Here is a 15,464-nt window from a genome sequence, read left to right on the forward strand (position 1 = left end):
TCCTGCCGCATCGGCGAGAAGAGCGTATTTATCCTCGGGCTATCAGGCTCAAATCCCCGAAATATCCGATCAGAAACAAAAATGCCAATCAGCTTAACTGACTGGCATTAGCCCGCAAGGGCCCTCTTTCATCGGCATCAGCGAAGTTCGGGATTAAACGCCCGAAGCCTCGGCTGCCGCTACGTCTTTGATCGACAGTTTGATACGGCCGCGGTTGTCCACGTCGAGTACCAGAACTTTGACTTCCTGACCTTCTTTCAACACGTCGGTGACTTTCTCGACCCGCTGATCGCTCAGCATCGAGATGTGCACCAAACCGTCTTTGCCCGGCAGGATGTTGACGAATGCGCCGAAGTCGACGATGCGCTCAACCTTACCGACGTAGATCTTGCCGATCTCGGCTTCCGCGGTGATGCCCAGTACGCGCTGACGCGCGGCCTCTGCAGCCTCCTTGGTTTCGCCGAAGATCTTGATGCTGCCGTCGTCTTCGATGTCGATCGAAGCCTTGGTCTCTTCGCAGATAGCGCGGATGGTAGCGCCACCCTTGCCGATGACGTCGCGGATTTTGTCCTGATCGATCTTCATCGCGATCATGGTCGGAGCATTAGCCGACAGCTCGGTGCGCGACTGAGCGATCACCTGGTTCATCTGACCGAGGATGTTCAGGCGAGCTTCCAGGGCTTGGCCCAGGGCGATCTCCATGATTTCTTCGGTGATGCCGTTGATCTTGATGTCCATCTGCAGCGCAGTAACGCCTTTAGCGGTACCGGCCACCTTGAAGTCCATGTCGCCGAGGTGGTCTTCGTCACCGAGGATGTCGGTGAGGATGGCGAACTTCTCGCCTTCTTTCACCAGGCCCATGGCGATACCGGCAACCGGCGCCTTCATCGGCACACCAGCATCCATCAACGCCAGGGAAGCGCCGCAGACGGAAGCCATGGAGCTGGAGCCGTTGGACTCGGTGATTTCCGAGACTACACGGATGGTGTAGGGGAACACGTCGGCGGCCGGCAACATGGCCGCGATGCTGCGACGGGCCAGACGGCCGTGACCGATTTCGCGGCGACCGGCACCCCCCATGCGGCCGCACTCGCCTACCGAGTAGGGCGGGAAGTTGTAGTGCAGCATGAAGGGGTCTTTGCGCTCGCCTTCGAGGGTATCCAGCAGTTGCGCGTCACGAGCAGTACCCAGGGTCGCGACCACCAGGGCCTGGGTTTCGCCACGGGTGAACAGCGCCGAACCGTGAGTCTTGCTCAGTACGCCGACTTCGATGGCCAGCGGGCGCACGGTGCGGGTGTCGCGACCATCGATACGCGGTTTGCCGTTGACGATGTTCTCGCGCACGGTGCGGTATTCGATTTCGCCGAAGGCGTCTTTGACTTCAGCCGCGGACGGCTGGCCTTCGGCACCGGAGAGCTTCGCAACCACCTGGTCACGCAGCTCGCCGAGACGACCATAACGCTCGTGCTTGACGGTGAGGGTGTAGGCCTGGGAGATCGCTTCGCCGAACTCGGCGCGGATGGCATCGAGCAGCACGGTGTTCTTGGCCTGGGCTTTCCAGTCCCAAGTCGGCTTGCCGACTTCGGCAGCCAGCTCGGCAACGGCCTTGATCACCGACTGGAACTCATCGTGGGCGAACAGCACTGCGCCGAGCATCTGGTCTTCGGTCAGCTCTTTAGCTTCCGATTCAACCATCAGCACGGCATCGGCGGTACCGGCCACGACCATGTCCAGGCTGGAAGCCTTGAGTTGCTCGTAGGTCGGGTTCAGCAGGTAACCGGTGCTTTCATGGAAGGCGACGCGAGCGGCGCCGATCGGGCCCTCGAACGGGATGCCGGAGATGGCCAGAGCGGCCGAGGTGCCGATCATGGCAGCCACGTCCGGATCGGTTTTCTTGCTGGTCGACACGACGGTGCAGATGACCTGCACTTCGTTCATGAAACCTTCTGGGAACAGCGGACGGATCGGACGATCGATCAGACGCGAGGTCAGCGTCTCTTTCTCGGACGGACGCGCTTCACGCTTGAAGAAACCACCAGGGATCTTGCCGGCGGCATAGGTCTTTTCCTGGTAATGCACGGAAAGCGGGAAGAAGCCCTTGCTCGGGTCGGCGGTCTTGGCGCCAACCACTGTTACCAACACGGTAACGTCGTCATCGACGGTGACCAGCACAGCGCCGGAGGCTTGACGGGCGATACGGCCAGTCTCGAGGGTGACGGTCGATTGACCGAACTGGAATTTCTTGATTACCGGGTTCACGGTGTCGTTACCTTCTATTTGCCTTGGGGAAATCTGTGTGTTGCGAAATTTGTGGGCAACGACGGGATTCGGACCCGAGGGCTGTCCAGATAAAACTTGAGGCTGGAAGCCTGCCACGCCCCATCAGGAAAACCCGACAAGCCGCAACAGACAACCAACCTCTAGCAACGTCGCTATTAGCGACGCAGACCCAGGCGCCCGATCAGGGTGCTGTAACGAGTGGCGTCCTTACCTTTCAGGTAATCCAGCAGCTTACGACGCTGGTTTACCATACGGATCAGGCCACGACGCGAGTGGTGGTCTTTACCGTTGGCCTTGAAGTGGCCTTGCAGCTTGTTGATGTTGGCGGTCAGCAGTGCAACTTGCACTTCCGGAGAACCGGTGTCGCCTACAGCTTGCTGGTAGTCGGTTACGATCTGAGCTTTTTCTTCAACGCTGAGTGCCATGTGGCTTCCTCTCAGTTAGGACACTGCGAAACGACGCAGTTCCAATAGGCCGAGGACAAATCCTCGTATCTTAAAGTGAGATGTGACCGTGCCTATTAACAGCCACCCTCGTTCGGTCATTCTGACCGAATCAATCGACGCGGCGCGATACGCCCGTCTTCGCTCACTTCACCGATACCGATAAAGCGACCGTTATGATCTTGCACCCGGACCATGCCGAACTTCGGCGCATCCGGGGCACGTACCGGCTGCCCATGCAGCCAATAAAACGCACTGTGTTCCGAGAACTGCAACAGTGGCCAATGCTCAAGCCCGCTGTCCGACGGCAGTAGGAACTGATCGACCGCCTCGTTACCACCTTCGGCGTGGGCTTGTTCCAGCTCGTCCAGGCTGACCGTCTGGGCCAGGCTGAAGGGACCGGCCTGAGTACGACGCAATTCCGCAACGTGGGCGCCACAACCCAGAATCTGGCCAATATCCTCGACCAGGGTGCGGATATAGGTGCCTTTGCTGCAGGCTACTGCCAGCCGCGCCTGCGCCGACTCGCAGACCAGTAATTCCAGGCGCGCAATAGTAACAGAACGCGCTTCGCGCTCCACTATCTCGCCAGCCCGCGCCAGCTTGTAGAGCGGCTGCCCATCACGCTTGAGCGCCGAATACATCGGCGGTATCTGACTGATTTCCCCACGAAAACGGGGTAAAACCGCCTCAATATCGGCGCGACCAACGGTCACTTCACGACGCTCCAGCACTTCGCCTTCCGCATCGGCCGTGGTGGTCGTGACCCCCAGTTGCATGACGGTCTCGTAACCCTTGTCGGCATCGAGCAAGTATTGCGAGAACTTGGTCGCCTCGCCGAAGCACAGCGGCAACACGCCGGTGGCCAGCGGATCGAGGCTGCCGGTATGCCCGGCTTTCTCGGCATTCAGCAGCCAACGCACCTTCTGTAGCGCCGCGTTGGAGCTAAAGCCCTTAGGCTTGTCGAGCAGGATGATGCCGCTGACGTTACGGCGAATACGCTTAACCTGAGCCACGCCTCTACTCCTTGACTTCGGCCTTGACCTCAGCCGCGGCGACGTCCCCAGGATGCTGGCCGTCCTCCGCCACTGCCCGCTCGATCAGCGCCGACAGGTGCGCACCGCGCATCACACTTTCGTCGTAGTGGAAATGCAGTTGCGGCACGCTGCGCAGCTTCATCGCCCGGGCCAACTGCATGCGCAGGAAGCCGGCGGCGTCGTTGAGCACCTTGATGTTCTGTGCGATGTCTTCAGCGCTGTCCTGGCCCATCACGGTGATGAAAATCTTCGCGTGGCCGACATCACGACTCACCTCGACGGCGGTGATGGTCACCAGGCCTACGCGCGGGTCTTTGATTTCGCGACGGATAAGCTGCGACAGCTCGCGCTGCATCTGATCGCCGATGCGTTGGGTACGGCTATATTCTTTTGCCATGGTGCTCTACACCTATCACTTCTAGCCTGTCACTCACCGCGCGGGCAAAACCCAGGCGGTCTGAAAGCGGCAAACGCCCGGCCAGGCAGAAGCCGGACCGGGCGTTGCGTATAACAGCTCGCGCTTAGAGGCTACGAGCCACCTGGATCTTCTCGAACACTTCGATCTTGTCACCGGCTTTGACGTCGTTGTAGCTCTTCACGCCGATACCGCATTCCATGCCCGCACGGACTTCGGACATGTCGTCCTTGAAGCGGCGCAGGGACTCCAGCTCGCCCTCGAAGATCACCACGTCGTCGCGCAGTACGCGGATCGGACGGTTACGGTGCACAACACCTTCCAGCACCATGCAACCGGCGATCGCACCGAACTTCGGCGAACGGAACACGTCACGCACTTCGGCAACACCCAGGATGTTCTCGCGAACATCGCTGCCGAGCATACCGGTGAGGGCTTTCTTGACGTCTTCGATGATGTCGTAGATCACGTTGTAGTAACGCATATCCAGACCTTCCTGCTCGACGAGCTTCCGTGCGCCCGCATCGGCACGCACGTTGAAGCCAAACAGTACGGCGTTGGAGGCCAATGCCAGGTTCGCATCGCTCTCGGTGATACCACCGACACCGCCACCGACTACGCACACCTGCACTTCGTCGTTACCCAGGCCACCCAAGGCGCCCTGCAAGGCTTCCAGCGATCCCCGGACGTCAGATTTGAGGACGATATTGAGCGTCTTCTTCTCTGCCTGACCCATGTTCTCGAAGATGTTCTCCAGCTTGCCGGCATGTGCGCGAGCCAGTTTGACTTCGCGGAACTTGCCTTGACGGAACAAGGCCACTTCACGCGCCTTCTTCTCATCGGTCAACACGCTGAGCTCGTCACCTGCATCCGGGGTGCCATCCAAGCCGAGGATTTCGACCGGGATCGACGGGCCGGCTTCTTTCACCGGCTTGCCGTTCTCGTCGAGCATGGCGCGGATGCGGCCGAAGTTCGAGCCGACCAGCACCATGTCGCCTTGGCGCAGGGTACCGTCTTGGACCAGAACGGTTGCAACCGGGCCACGACCTTTGTCGAGACGCGATTCAACCACGACGCCTCGTCCAGGAGCGGACGGGATCGCTTTCAGCTCCAGAACTTCGGCTTGCAACAGGACTGCTTCGAGCAGCTCGTCGACACCGGTACCCATTTTCGCGGAGACGGAAACGAACGGGTTGTCACCACCCCATTCTTCCGAGGTAACACCGTGGACGGACAGTTCGCTCCTGATGCGATCGAGATCGGCACCCGGCTTGTCGATTTTGTTGACTGCAACGACCAGCGGAACGCCCGCAGCCTTCGCATGCTGTACAGCTTCGATGGTCTGCGGCATCACGCCGTCGTCCGCCGCCACCACCAGGATCACGATGTCGGTGGCCTTGGCACCACGGGCACGCATGGCGGTAAACGCGGCGTGACCCGGGGTATCGAGGAAGGTGATCATGCCGCGTTCAGTTTCAACGTGGTAGGCACCGATGTGCTGGGTGATACCACCGGCTTCACCGGCGGCCACCTTGGCGCGACGGATGTAGTCGAGCAGCGAGGTCTTGCCGTGGTCGACGTGGCCCATAACGGTCACCACCGGCGCACGGGCAATGGCTTCACCTTCGAACTTCAAGGATTCAGCCAATTGCTCTTCCAGGGCGTTGTCGCTGATCAGCTTGACGTTGTGGCCGAGCTCTTCGGCAATCAGTTGCGCAGTTTCCTGATCCAGAACCTGGTTGATGGTCACCGGAGTGCCCATCTTGAACATGAACTTGATCACTTCAGCGGCTTTGACCGACATCTGTTGCGACAGCTCGCCAACCGTGATGGTCTCGCCAATCGCCACATCACGGACTACCGGCCCGGTTGGGCTCTGGAAGCCGTGTTGGTTACGCTTCTTCAGCTTGGCCTTGCCACGCCCACCGCGACGGAAGCTGTCGCTTTCCTCGTCAGTAGTACGCGGCGCCACACGCGGAGCCGGAACCTTTTCCTTCTCTTTGACCGACGGACGATGCGCAGTGTTCTTGCGGTCGCCACGGCGATCGCTATCATCATTGCGAGTCTTGTCCGGGCGGCGCGGCTCATCTTTCTTGCGCTCATCCGCCGCCGGCGCAACGACCGGCGGCAACTCAACGGCCGCAACCGCGGCCGAGACGTCGCGAACCACTTCAGCTTGGGCAGCGGACTGAGCCGGAGCGCTGGCCTGACGGCGCGCTTCCCCTTCAGCCTGGCGCTTGGCTTCTTCGGCAGCCTTCAGGCGCGCAGCCTCTTCCACAGCACGCTGCTCTTCCTGCTCACGCTTCTGTTCGGCTTCGATTTCTTCCGAGCTGCGCTTAACGAAGGTTTTCTTCTTGCGCACTTCAACACTGATAGTTTTGCTACCGGCGACGCGCAGCGTGCTGGTGGTCTTGCGCTGCAAGGTAATCTTGCGCGGCTCTTCAACCTTTTCGCCGTGACTTCCTTTGAGATGCGCCAATAAGGCCTGCTTCTCGTTATCGGTCACAACTTGCTCGGCGCTGGTGTGCGGCAAACCCGCCTCACGCATCTGCAGCAGCAGGCGCTCTAGCGGTGTGTCGACCACTTGGGCCAGTTCTTTCACCGTGACTTGCGTCATGCACTTCTCTCCTCAGGCCGCGAACTTACTCGAACCAATGGGCTCGGGCGGCCATGATCAACTTGCCGGCACGCTCAGCGTCGATACCGTCGATGTCGAGCAGGTCGTCAATCGACTGCTCGGCCAGGTCTTCGCGGGTAATCACGCCGCGCACTGCCAGTTCATGCGCAAGCGCCTTGTCCATACCCTCGAGTGAGAGCAGGTCGTCGGCGGGATGAGCGTCTGCCAGCTTTTCTTCTGTAGCGATGGCTTTAGTCAGCAAGCGATCCTTGGCGCGAGCGCGAAGTTCGGTGACGATCTCTTCGTCAAAACCCTCGATGCTGAGCATTTCTTCCATCGGCACATAGGCGATTTCTTCCAGGCTAGTGAAGCCTTCTTCCACCAACACCTGCGCCAACTCCTCATCGACTTCCAACTCGTCGATAAAGCGCTGCAGGATGTCGCCAGTTTCAGCTTGTTGCTTCGCCTGGATATCCGCTTCGGTCATCACGTTCAGCGTCCAACCGGTCAACTGACTGGCTAACCGCACGTTCTGACCGCCACGGCCAATAGCCTGAGCCAGATTGTCTTCGCCAACGGCGATGTCCATGGCATGGGCATCTTCGTCAACGATGATGGCTGCGACTTCGGCCGGTGACATGGCGTTGATCACGAACTGTGCAGGATTGTCATCCCACAGCACGATATCGACACGCTCACCGCCCAACTCACCCGACACGGCTTGCACACGCGAGCCGCGCATGCCGATGCAGGCGCCTTGCGGGTCGATGCGTTTGTCTTTGGAGCGCACGGCAATTTTGGCGCGCGAACCCGGATCACGGGAGGCGGCCATCACTTCGATCAACTCTTCAGCGATTTCCGGGACTTCGATGCGGAACAATTCGATCAGCATTTCCGGCGCAGTACGCGACAGAATCAGCTGCGGGCCGCGGTTCTCGGTGCGGATTTCTTTCAGCAAGGCGCGCACGCGGGCACCCACGCGGAAAGTTTCACGCGAGATGATGTCTTCACGCGCCAGCAGCGCCTCAGCGTTGTTACCCAGATCGACGATGACGTTGTCGCGGGTCACTTTCTTCACGGTGCCGGCAATGATCTCACCGAGCCGCTCACGATACGCCTCGACCACTTGAGCGCGCTCAGCCTCACGAACCTTCTGCACTATCACCTGTTTGGCGGTCTGCGCAGCGATACGGCCGAACTCGATCGATTCGATTTTCTCTTCGATCACGTCGCCAATCTGGGCATCCGGCTTTTGTTCCCGCGCTTCATCGAGCGTCAGTTCAGAAGCCAGGTTAAGCAGCGACTCGTCGTCGACCACGGTCCAGCAACGGAAGGTCTCGTAGTTACCGGTGTGGCGATTAATCTCCACACGCAACTCAACCTCAACGTCAAAACGCTTTTTGGTCGCAGTGGCCAGGGCCAGCTCCAGCGCCTCAAAAATAACGCCGGCCGGTACGCCCTTTTCGTTGGACACCGACTCAACAACCAGCAGTACTTCTTTGCTCATCGTACGCCTCGCCTTTCGCAATCCATTGGATCCGCGGGATCCGCGTCTCAGTCAAAACTGGGAACAATATTGGCCTTGTCGATCGAGTCGATCGGCAACAGATATTCGTGATCATCAACCAGCACCACGACGTCCTGCTCCTCTACTCCGCGGAGGAGGCCCTGAAAGTTGCGCCGCCCATCAAAAGGCGAACGCAGCTTGATCTTTACTTGCTCACCGGCATGCGCAGCGAACTGTTCAATAGTAAACAGTGGCCGATCCATACCCGGAGAGGACACCTCAAGGGTGTATTCGCTACTGACTGGGTCCTCGACATCGAGAACGCCACTCAACTGACGGCTGACCTTCTCGCAGTCTTCAACGAGAATGCCATTGGCATGATCGATATAGATCCGCAGCAGAGAATGCCGCCCCTGAGACAGGAACTCGATACCCCAGCATTGATAGCCAAGGGCCTCGACTACCGGGGCCAACAAGGCCTGCAACTCTTCTAGCTTGCTCGACACCTGAACCCCTCGTGCGCGCTGTGCAAATAAAAAATGGGCGAATCGCCCATCCCTTTGAAACCGCTTATAGATACAGCGGATCTAACTGTCCAGCTAGCAAAAAGCCCCTGAAAAGGGGCTCCGCTACAACTGGTTGCGGGGGCTGGATAAACCAACGACCTTCGGGCTATGGGCCCGACGAGCTACCAGACTGCTCCACCCCGCGCCAAAGCTGGGGCCGGATTATACGGCCTAACATGCTCAAGGGTCAATCCAACCCCTACCAACAAGAAAGCCCGCTTACAGCGGGCCTTCTTGTTAAATATGGTACCGAGGAGGGGACTCGAACCCCTACAGCCTATGGCCACTACCACCTCAAGGTAGCGTGTCTACCAATTCCACCACCTCGGCAAAACTCTTTTTACTTCTGCTCTGGAGCTTGAGGTACGCCAGCCGCGTTAGCCGCAGGCTTTTGCTCTTCGAGCACCGGCACATCTTCAGTGGCCGGCTTCTCTTGCTGCACTTCCAGAACCGCCGGATCAGGCAAACCAACCTGAGTCAGCGCTTCAGCCTTTTCCTTAGCAAAGAAGCCTAAGCCCAAGCTAGTAATGAAAAAAGCGACCGCAAGTATAGCAGTAAAGCGACTAAGAAAGGTAGAGGAACCTTGGCTACCAAACACAGTTGCCGAAGCACCAGAACCAAAAGAGGCACCCGCATCCGCCCCCTTACCCTGCTGCAGCAGAACTAGCGCAACAACACCCAGCGCCGCCAACAGATGCAAAACTACAACGACAGTTTCCAGCATTTCTTCAGCTTCCTGCGGCACGACAGATCGCACCAAACTCATCCGCATTCAGAGAGGCCCCACCAATGAGCCCCCCATCGATATCCGGCATGCCGAACAATTCAACCGCATTGGCCGCCTTAACACTGCCGCCATAAAGAATCCTTACACCGCGCGCCACTTCAGCATTTTCTGCCGCCAACTGCGCACGAATAGCCGCATGCACTTCCTGCGCCTGCTGCGGCGACGCCGTCAGCCCGGTACCAATCGCCCAGACCGGCTCATAAGCTACGACTGCGTGAGCGAAGGCACCGACACCCAACTCTTCGATGACACTGCCAAGCTGACGCCCTACCACCTCAAGAGTCTTACCCGCCTCGCGCTGCTCCAGAGTCTCACCGATGCACAGCACCGGGATCAACCCACAAGATTGCGCGGCGGCAAACTTACGACTCAACAACTCATCACGCTCGCCGAGAACCAGGCGCCGCTCCGAGTGACCGACCAACACCAAAGTACAGCCGGCATCAGCCAGCTGACTTGGCGCAACTTCACCCGTCAGCGCACCCTGCATTGGCTCAACCGCACAATTCTGCGCACCAACAGCAATAGACTTGCCGTCCAGGCCAGTCATCACCTGATTGATGTACAGACAGGGCGGGAAAACCGCAACTTCGACGCCACTCGGCAAAGCCAAAAGACGAAGGCCTTTGATCAGCTCAGCGACGCTGGCGCGGGTACCGTGCATTTTCCAGTTACCAGCAACCAAGGGGCGACGCATGCTCTACCTCGTCGATCAAAGTGGGCGCAGATGTTACCCAAGAGCTTCTGGGCTGGCAAGCCGAATCAGGCACAGACTTCTGTAACTACTTTAGCCAATTCATCGGCATAGCTACGCACCAGGGCCTCATCATCACCTTCCACCATGACCCTGACCAGCGGTTCGGTGCCGGATTTGCGCAACAGTACGCGCCCGCGCCCACCCATACGCTCGGTAACCCGAGCGCAAGCATCCTGGACAGCAACATGCTCGACTGGATTCTGGCCGCCTGCAAAGCGCACATTGACCAACACCTGCGGGCATTTGCGCAAACTCTGCCGCGCCTGCGCCAGGCTCTGCCCGTGCCGCTTGAGCGCCAGCAAAACCTGCAGTGCCGCGATAATCGCATCGCCCGTGGTGGTGTGCTGGAAGCACACGATATGCCCCGAATTCTCGCCACCCAACTGCCAATTACGCTCCAGCAACTCGCTGATCACATAGCGATCGCCCACTTTCGCCCGAACAAAGGGGATGCCCAGGTCGGCCAACGCCAACTCCAGACCCAAATTGCTCATCAGAGTACCGACCACCCCCCCCTGCAACTTGCCACGCTCCTGCAGGTCGCGCGCAATGATAAACAGCAACTCATCGCCATCCACCACCGCACCCGTGTGATCGACCATCAACACACGATCGGCATCGCCATCGAAGGCGATGCCCAAATCCGCCTGCTGCGCCACTACGGCGGCCTGCAAAGCCTGCATGTGGGTCGAACCGCACCCATCGTTGATATTCAAGCCGTTCGGCTGCGCAGAAAGCACCGACACCTGCGCGCCCAACTCGCGAAACACACTCGGCGCGACCTTATAGGCCGCACCATGGGCACAATCGATCACCAGTTTGAGGCCGGCGAAATCCGTGCTGCTGGGCACGCTGCTCTTGCAGAATTCTATATAACGACCCGCGGCATCGTTGATCCGCGAGACCTTGCCCAACTGCGCCGACTCGACCACGGTCATCGGAGCGTCGAGCAGCTCCTCGATCATCAGCTCCACCTCATCCGGCAGCTTGGTGCCCTGACCAGAGAAGAACTTGATGCCGTTGTCATGGTGCGGATTGTGCGAGGCGCTGATGACAATACCGGCCTCGGCATGAAAGGTACGGGTCAGATAAGCGATAGCCGGCGTCGGCATCGGCCCCAGCAGCATCACATCAGCCCCGGCAGCGGATAACCCCGCCTCCAGCGCCGACTCGAACATATAGCCGGAAATCCGCGTGTCCTTACCGATCAATACACGGCAAGCACCCTGACGGCGAAAAGCCATACCAGCAGCCCAGCCCAGCTTGAGCATGAATTCAGGAGTGATCGGAAATTCACCGACGCGCCCGCGAATACCATCGGTGCCAAAATATTTTCTACTCATAAACACTCCGCCTTTCTTATTCTGCCGTTTCCACAGCAGTGATCATGCGTACGACATCGACTGTCTCGGCCACATCATGCACTCGCAGGATGCGCGCCCCCTTGGCCACTGCCAAAGCGGCCAAGGCCAAACCACCGTATAAACGCTCGCCCACTTCACGACCCAGTGCCTGGCCGATCATGCTCTTGCGCGAAACACCGACCAACAGCGGCCGACCCAGCGCATGCAAGACCTCCAGATGCTTGAAGAGGCTCAGGTTATGCTCCAGCGTCTTGGCAAAGCCAAACCCCGGATCGAGGATCACCCGCTCGGCGCCAATTCCGACTGCCGCACAAGCTGCCAGGCGCTCGAGCAGAAAATCGCTGACCTCGCCCAGTAGATTCGCATAGTGCGGATTTTGCTGCATATTGCCCGGCTCACCGCGCATATGCATCAAACACACCGGTAAACCACTGGCCACCAGCGCCTCCAAGGCACCATCGCGCCGCAGCGCGCGCACATCATTGATCAGCCCCGCACCAAGCCGAGCGACTTCACGCATGACCGCCGGCGTCGAGGTATCCACCGAGACGATCACATCCAGCTCGCGCGCAATCGCCTCTACCACCGGCGCGACCCGCTCGAGCTCCTCGACCGGCGATACCGCGCGAGCTCCCGGCCGGGTGGACTCGCCACCTACGTCAATCAGAGCCGCGCCCGCGGCAACCATAGTTGCAGCATGCTTGAGCGCCGCATCTACGTGGCTAAAGCGCCCACCGTCGGAAAAGGAATCAGGGGTGACATTGAGGATGCCCATCACTTGCGGGCGACTTAAATCAAGAAACCGGCTGCCACACGGCAGCCGGTCTGGGTATTGCGCTAGAGTCATGTCAGGCCTTAATGCTCGGCGGCCGGCCCACCAATGGGCTTCTCGGGGAGCTCAACGTCATCTCGCTTGCTTAGCGACGCACCGGAATCGTCCCCACCATCTTGCCAGTCACGCGGCTCGCGCGGCACGCGACCATTCATGATGTCATCGATCTGCTCGGCATCGACGGTTTCATACTTCATCAGTGCTTCAGCCATCGCATTCAGCTTGTCGCGATTCTCTTCCAGCAGGCGCTTGGCCGTGCCATAGCACTGATCGATGATGCTACGAACTTCTTGATCGATCATCTTGGCAGTTTCGCCAGATATATTGCTGTGTTGGCTGCCCATGCTGCGTCCAAGGAACACTTCGCCCTCTTCTTCGGCATACATAAGCGGACCGAGTTTCTCGGACAACCCCCACTTGGTCACCATGTTCCGGGCTATCTGGCTGGCACGCATGATGTCGTTCGAAGCCCCAGTGGTGACGCCATCGAAGCCCAGCGTCATCTCCTCGGCAATACGACCACCGTACAGCGAGCAAATCTGACTGATCAGCGCACGCTTGGACAAGCTGTAACGATCCTCCTCCGGAAGGAACATCGTCACACCCAGAGCGCGACCGCGCGGGATGATCGAGACCTTGTAAACCGGATCATGCTCCGGCACCAAACGCCCAACAATGGCGTGGCCTGCTTCATGGAACGCGGTGTTGAGCTTCTCTTTTTCGGACATGACCATCGATTTGCGCTCAGCGCCCATCATGATTTTGTCCTTGGCCAACTCGAACTCTTTCATTTCAACCAGACGCTTGCCGGAGCGCGCAGCAAACAGCGACGCCTCGTTGACCAGGTTGGCCAAATCAGCACCCGAGAAGCCTGGCGTACCACGAGCAATCACTGCCGGTTTGACGTCTTCGCCCATCGGCACCTTGCGCATATGGACTTTCAGAATCTGTTCCCGACCACGGATATCCGGTAGACCGACCACGACCTGGCGGTCGAAACGGCCCGGCCGCAACAGCGCCGGATCCAGCACATCGGGACGGTTGGTGGCGGCGATCACGATGATGCCGTCATTCATCTCGAAGCCATCCATCTCGACCAGCAACTGGTTGAGGGTCTGCTCACGCTCGTCGTGACCGCCGCCCATACCGGCACCCCGATGGCGACCAACGGCATCGATTTCATCGATGAAGATGATGCAGGGCGCATGCTTCTTGGCCTGCTCGAACATGTCGCGAACCCGCGACGCGCCCACACCGACGAACATCTCGACGAAGTCGGAGCCGGAGATGGTGAAGAACGGCACCTTGGCCTCACCCGCGATAGCCTTGGCCAACAAGGTCTTACCGGTACCGGGGGGACCAACCATCAGCACGCCACGCGGAATCCGCCCGCCCAGACGCTGGAACTTGCCCGGATCGCGAAGGAATTCGACCAGCTCGCCGACTTCTTCCTTGGCCTCGTCGCAGCCTGCGACGTCAGCCAGAGTGGTCTTGACCTGATCTTCCGAGAGCAGGCGTGCCTTGCTCTTGCCAAAGCTCATCGGCCCGCCTTTACCACCTGCACCGCCCTGCATCTGGCGCATGAAGAACATGAAAACGGCAATGATCACCAGAATCGGGAAGCTGGCGACCAGCAACTGGGTCCAGATGCTCTGCTGCTCGGGCTTTTTGCCCTCAACGATCACGTTATTGTTGATCAGGTCACCGATCAAACCCCGATCCTCGATCATCGGTCGCACAGTGGTGAACGGCTTGCCATCGGTGCCAATGCCACTGATGGTGTAGCCTTCAACGGTCACTCGCTGAACCCCGCCATCCTTGACCTGCTCGATAAATTGCGAGTAGTTCAGCGTCTGCGGCTCGCTCGGGCTGGAGAAGTTGTTCATCACAGTCACCAAAACGGCGGCGATGATCAGCCACAGGATCAGGTTCTTTGCCATATCGTTCAATTAGCTACCCTCTGAAGCAGGCCCCGTCCTGGAACGTGCCTCGCATGACGGCTGGTTATTTACCGGCCTAACTTACTACACAACTCCCACCCCTGGCAGGAACCGTCTGTAACCCTTTATGAACCGCCGACCCCGCGGGCCGGTTACGGCAAACACGTATTATCACGGCAAAACGCTTTGTTTTTTGACCTCGCCCAGGGGCTTAAGTGCCACTCGGCGTACCACGGAAACCGCGGGCCAGCAGATATTGTTCGCGGGAACGGTCCCGAGAAGACAGGGGCTTGCGCATCTGCACCTTCTCGAACATGGCCCGAACCTGCTTGTGGTAAAGATCGAAGCCCTCGCCCTGGAATATCTTGATCAGAAAATCGCCGCCCGGACGCAACACCTGCCCGGCGAGATCCAGCGCCAGCTCGCACAGGTACATGGCGCGCGCCTGATCGGCCATCCTCACTCCACTCATATTGGGGGCCATATCGGAAATCACAAGGTCTACCGGATTATTGCCGACGGCCTCAAGAATCTGCGCTAGCACCTGCGCCTCGGTAAAGTCACCCTGAATAAAGGTGACATCCGGAATGCTGTCCATTTCCAGGATATCCGAGGCAATCAAGCGGCCCTTGTCGCCAATTACACGACTGGTGACCTGCGACCAGCCGCCGGGCGCCGCCCCCAGGTCGACCACGGTATTGCCAGGCCGCAGAATGCGGTCCTTCTCCTGGATCTCCAGCAATTTGTAACTGGCGCGCGAACGGTAGCCGTCCTTCTGCGCCATCTTCACGTAGGGATCGTTGAAATGTTCTCTGAGCCAGTTCTGGCTAGTCTTGGAACGTGCCACGGGGTACCTCAAGATTGACGGGGCGTGATTAACTGGGCGGTTGCGGGGTCGCTCGGGTAAACTGGCCGCCGC

Annotated in this window: 13 protein-coding genes and 2 tRNA genes; all 15 read right to left on the bottom strand. The window is 59.1% G+C overall.

Going from position 1 to position 15,464, the window contains the following annotated elements:
* Window positions 1–153: 153 nt before the first annotated feature.
* A complete protein-coding gene (pnp, locus tag FFS13_RS17225; protein WP_137820288.1) occupies window positions 154–2,259 on the bottom strand; it encodes a polyribonucleotide nucleotidyltransferase in 2,106 nt (701 codons plus the stop codon).
* A gap of 176 nt (window positions 2,260–2,435) precedes the next feature.
* A complete protein-coding gene (gene rpsO / locus FFS13_RS17230; protein WP_137820289.1) occupies window positions 2,436–2,705 on the bottom strand; it encodes a 30S ribosomal protein S15 in 270 nt (89 codons plus the stop codon).
* Between the two features lie 116 nt (window positions 2,706–2,821).
* Window positions 2,822–3,739: a tRNA pseudouridine(55) synthase TruB gene (gene truB / locus FFS13_RS17235; protein ID WP_137820290.1), complete on the bottom strand. Its 918-nt coding sequence runs from the start codon at window positions 3,737–3,739 to the stop codon at window positions 2,822–2,824.
* Between the two features lie 4 nt (window positions 3,740–3,743).
* Window positions 3,744–4,157 (bottom strand): 30S ribosome-binding factor RbfA, encoded by a 414-nt coding sequence (gene rbfA, locus FFS13_RS17240; protein WP_137820291.1) that lies wholly within the window; start codon window positions 4,155–4,157, stop codon window positions 3,744–3,746.
* A 124-nt stretch (window positions 4,158–4,281) separates the two neighbouring features.
* Window positions 4,282–6,792, bottom strand: coding sequence for a translation initiation factor IF-2 (gene infB / locus FFS13_RS17245; RefSeq protein WP_137820292.1), 2,511 nt, complete (start codon window positions 6,790–6,792; stop codon window positions 4,282–4,284).
* Between the two features lie 25 nt (window positions 6,793–6,817).
* Window positions 6,818–8,299: a transcription termination factor NusA gene (gene nusA, locus FFS13_RS17250; protein WP_137820293.1), complete on the bottom strand. Its 1,482-nt coding sequence runs from the start codon at window positions 8,297–8,299 to the stop codon at window positions 6,818–6,820.
* A gap of 47 nt (window positions 8,300–8,346) precedes the next feature.
* Window positions 8,347–8,805, bottom strand: coding sequence for a ribosome maturation factor RimP (rimP, locus tag FFS13_RS17255; RefSeq protein WP_119956194.1), 459 nt, complete (start codon window positions 8,803–8,805; stop codon window positions 8,347–8,349).
* 130 nt (window positions 8,806–8,935) lie between these two features.
* Window positions 8,936–9,010: transfer RNA gene (locus FFS13_RS17260), tRNA-Met, on the bottom strand.
* 99 nt (window positions 9,011–9,109) lie between these two features.
* A tRNA-Leu gene (locus FFS13_RS17265) sits at window positions 9,110–9,195 on the bottom strand.
* Between the two features lie 10 nt (window positions 9,196–9,205).
* Entirely contained in the window at window positions 9,206–9,589 is a 384-nt protein-coding gene (gene secG / locus FFS13_RS17270; RefSeq protein WP_137820338.1) for a preprotein translocase subunit SecG, read from the bottom strand.
* A 4-nt stretch (window positions 9,590–9,593) separates the two neighbouring features.
* Window positions 9,594–10,349, bottom strand: a complete 756-nt coding sequence (gene tpiA / locus FFS13_RS17275; protein WP_137820294.1) for a triose-phosphate isomerase — start codon at window positions 10,347–10,349, stop codon at window positions 9,594–9,596.
* 65 nt (window positions 10,350–10,414) lie between these two features.
* Complete coding sequence (gene glmM / locus FFS13_RS17280; protein ID WP_137820295.1) at window positions 10,415–11,752, bottom strand: phosphoglucosamine mutase; 1,338 nt, start codon at window positions 11,750–11,752, stop codon at window positions 10,415–10,417.
* A 16-nt stretch (window positions 11,753–11,768) separates the two neighbouring features.
* The gene (gene folP / locus FFS13_RS17285; protein ID WP_137820296.1) at window positions 11,769–12,620 is read right to left on the bottom strand and encodes a dihydropteroate synthase; all 852 of its coding nucleotides are present in this window, start codon (window positions 12,618–12,620) and stop codon (window positions 11,769–11,771) included.
* A gap of 8 nt (window positions 12,621–12,628) precedes the next feature.
* Complete coding sequence (gene ftsH / locus FFS13_RS17290; RefSeq protein WP_171006508.1) at window positions 12,629–14,545, bottom strand: ATP-dependent zinc metalloprotease FtsH; 1,917 nt, start codon at window positions 14,543–14,545, stop codon at window positions 12,629–12,631.
* 211 nt (window positions 14,546–14,756) lie between these two features.
* Window positions 14,757–15,392, bottom strand: a complete 636-nt coding sequence (rlmE, locus tag FFS13_RS17295) for a 23S rRNA (uridine(2552)-2'-O)-methyltransferase RlmE (RefSeq protein ID WP_137820298.1) — start codon at window positions 15,390–15,392, stop codon at window positions 14,757–14,759.
* Between the last annotated feature and the right edge of the window lie 72 nt (window positions 15,393–15,464).

The sequence above is a fragment of the Pseudomonas sp. 2FG genome (assembly GCF_005502935.1).
Lineage (GTDB): Bacteria > Pseudomonadota > Gammaproteobacteria > Pseudomonadales > Pseudomonadaceae > Aquipseudomonas.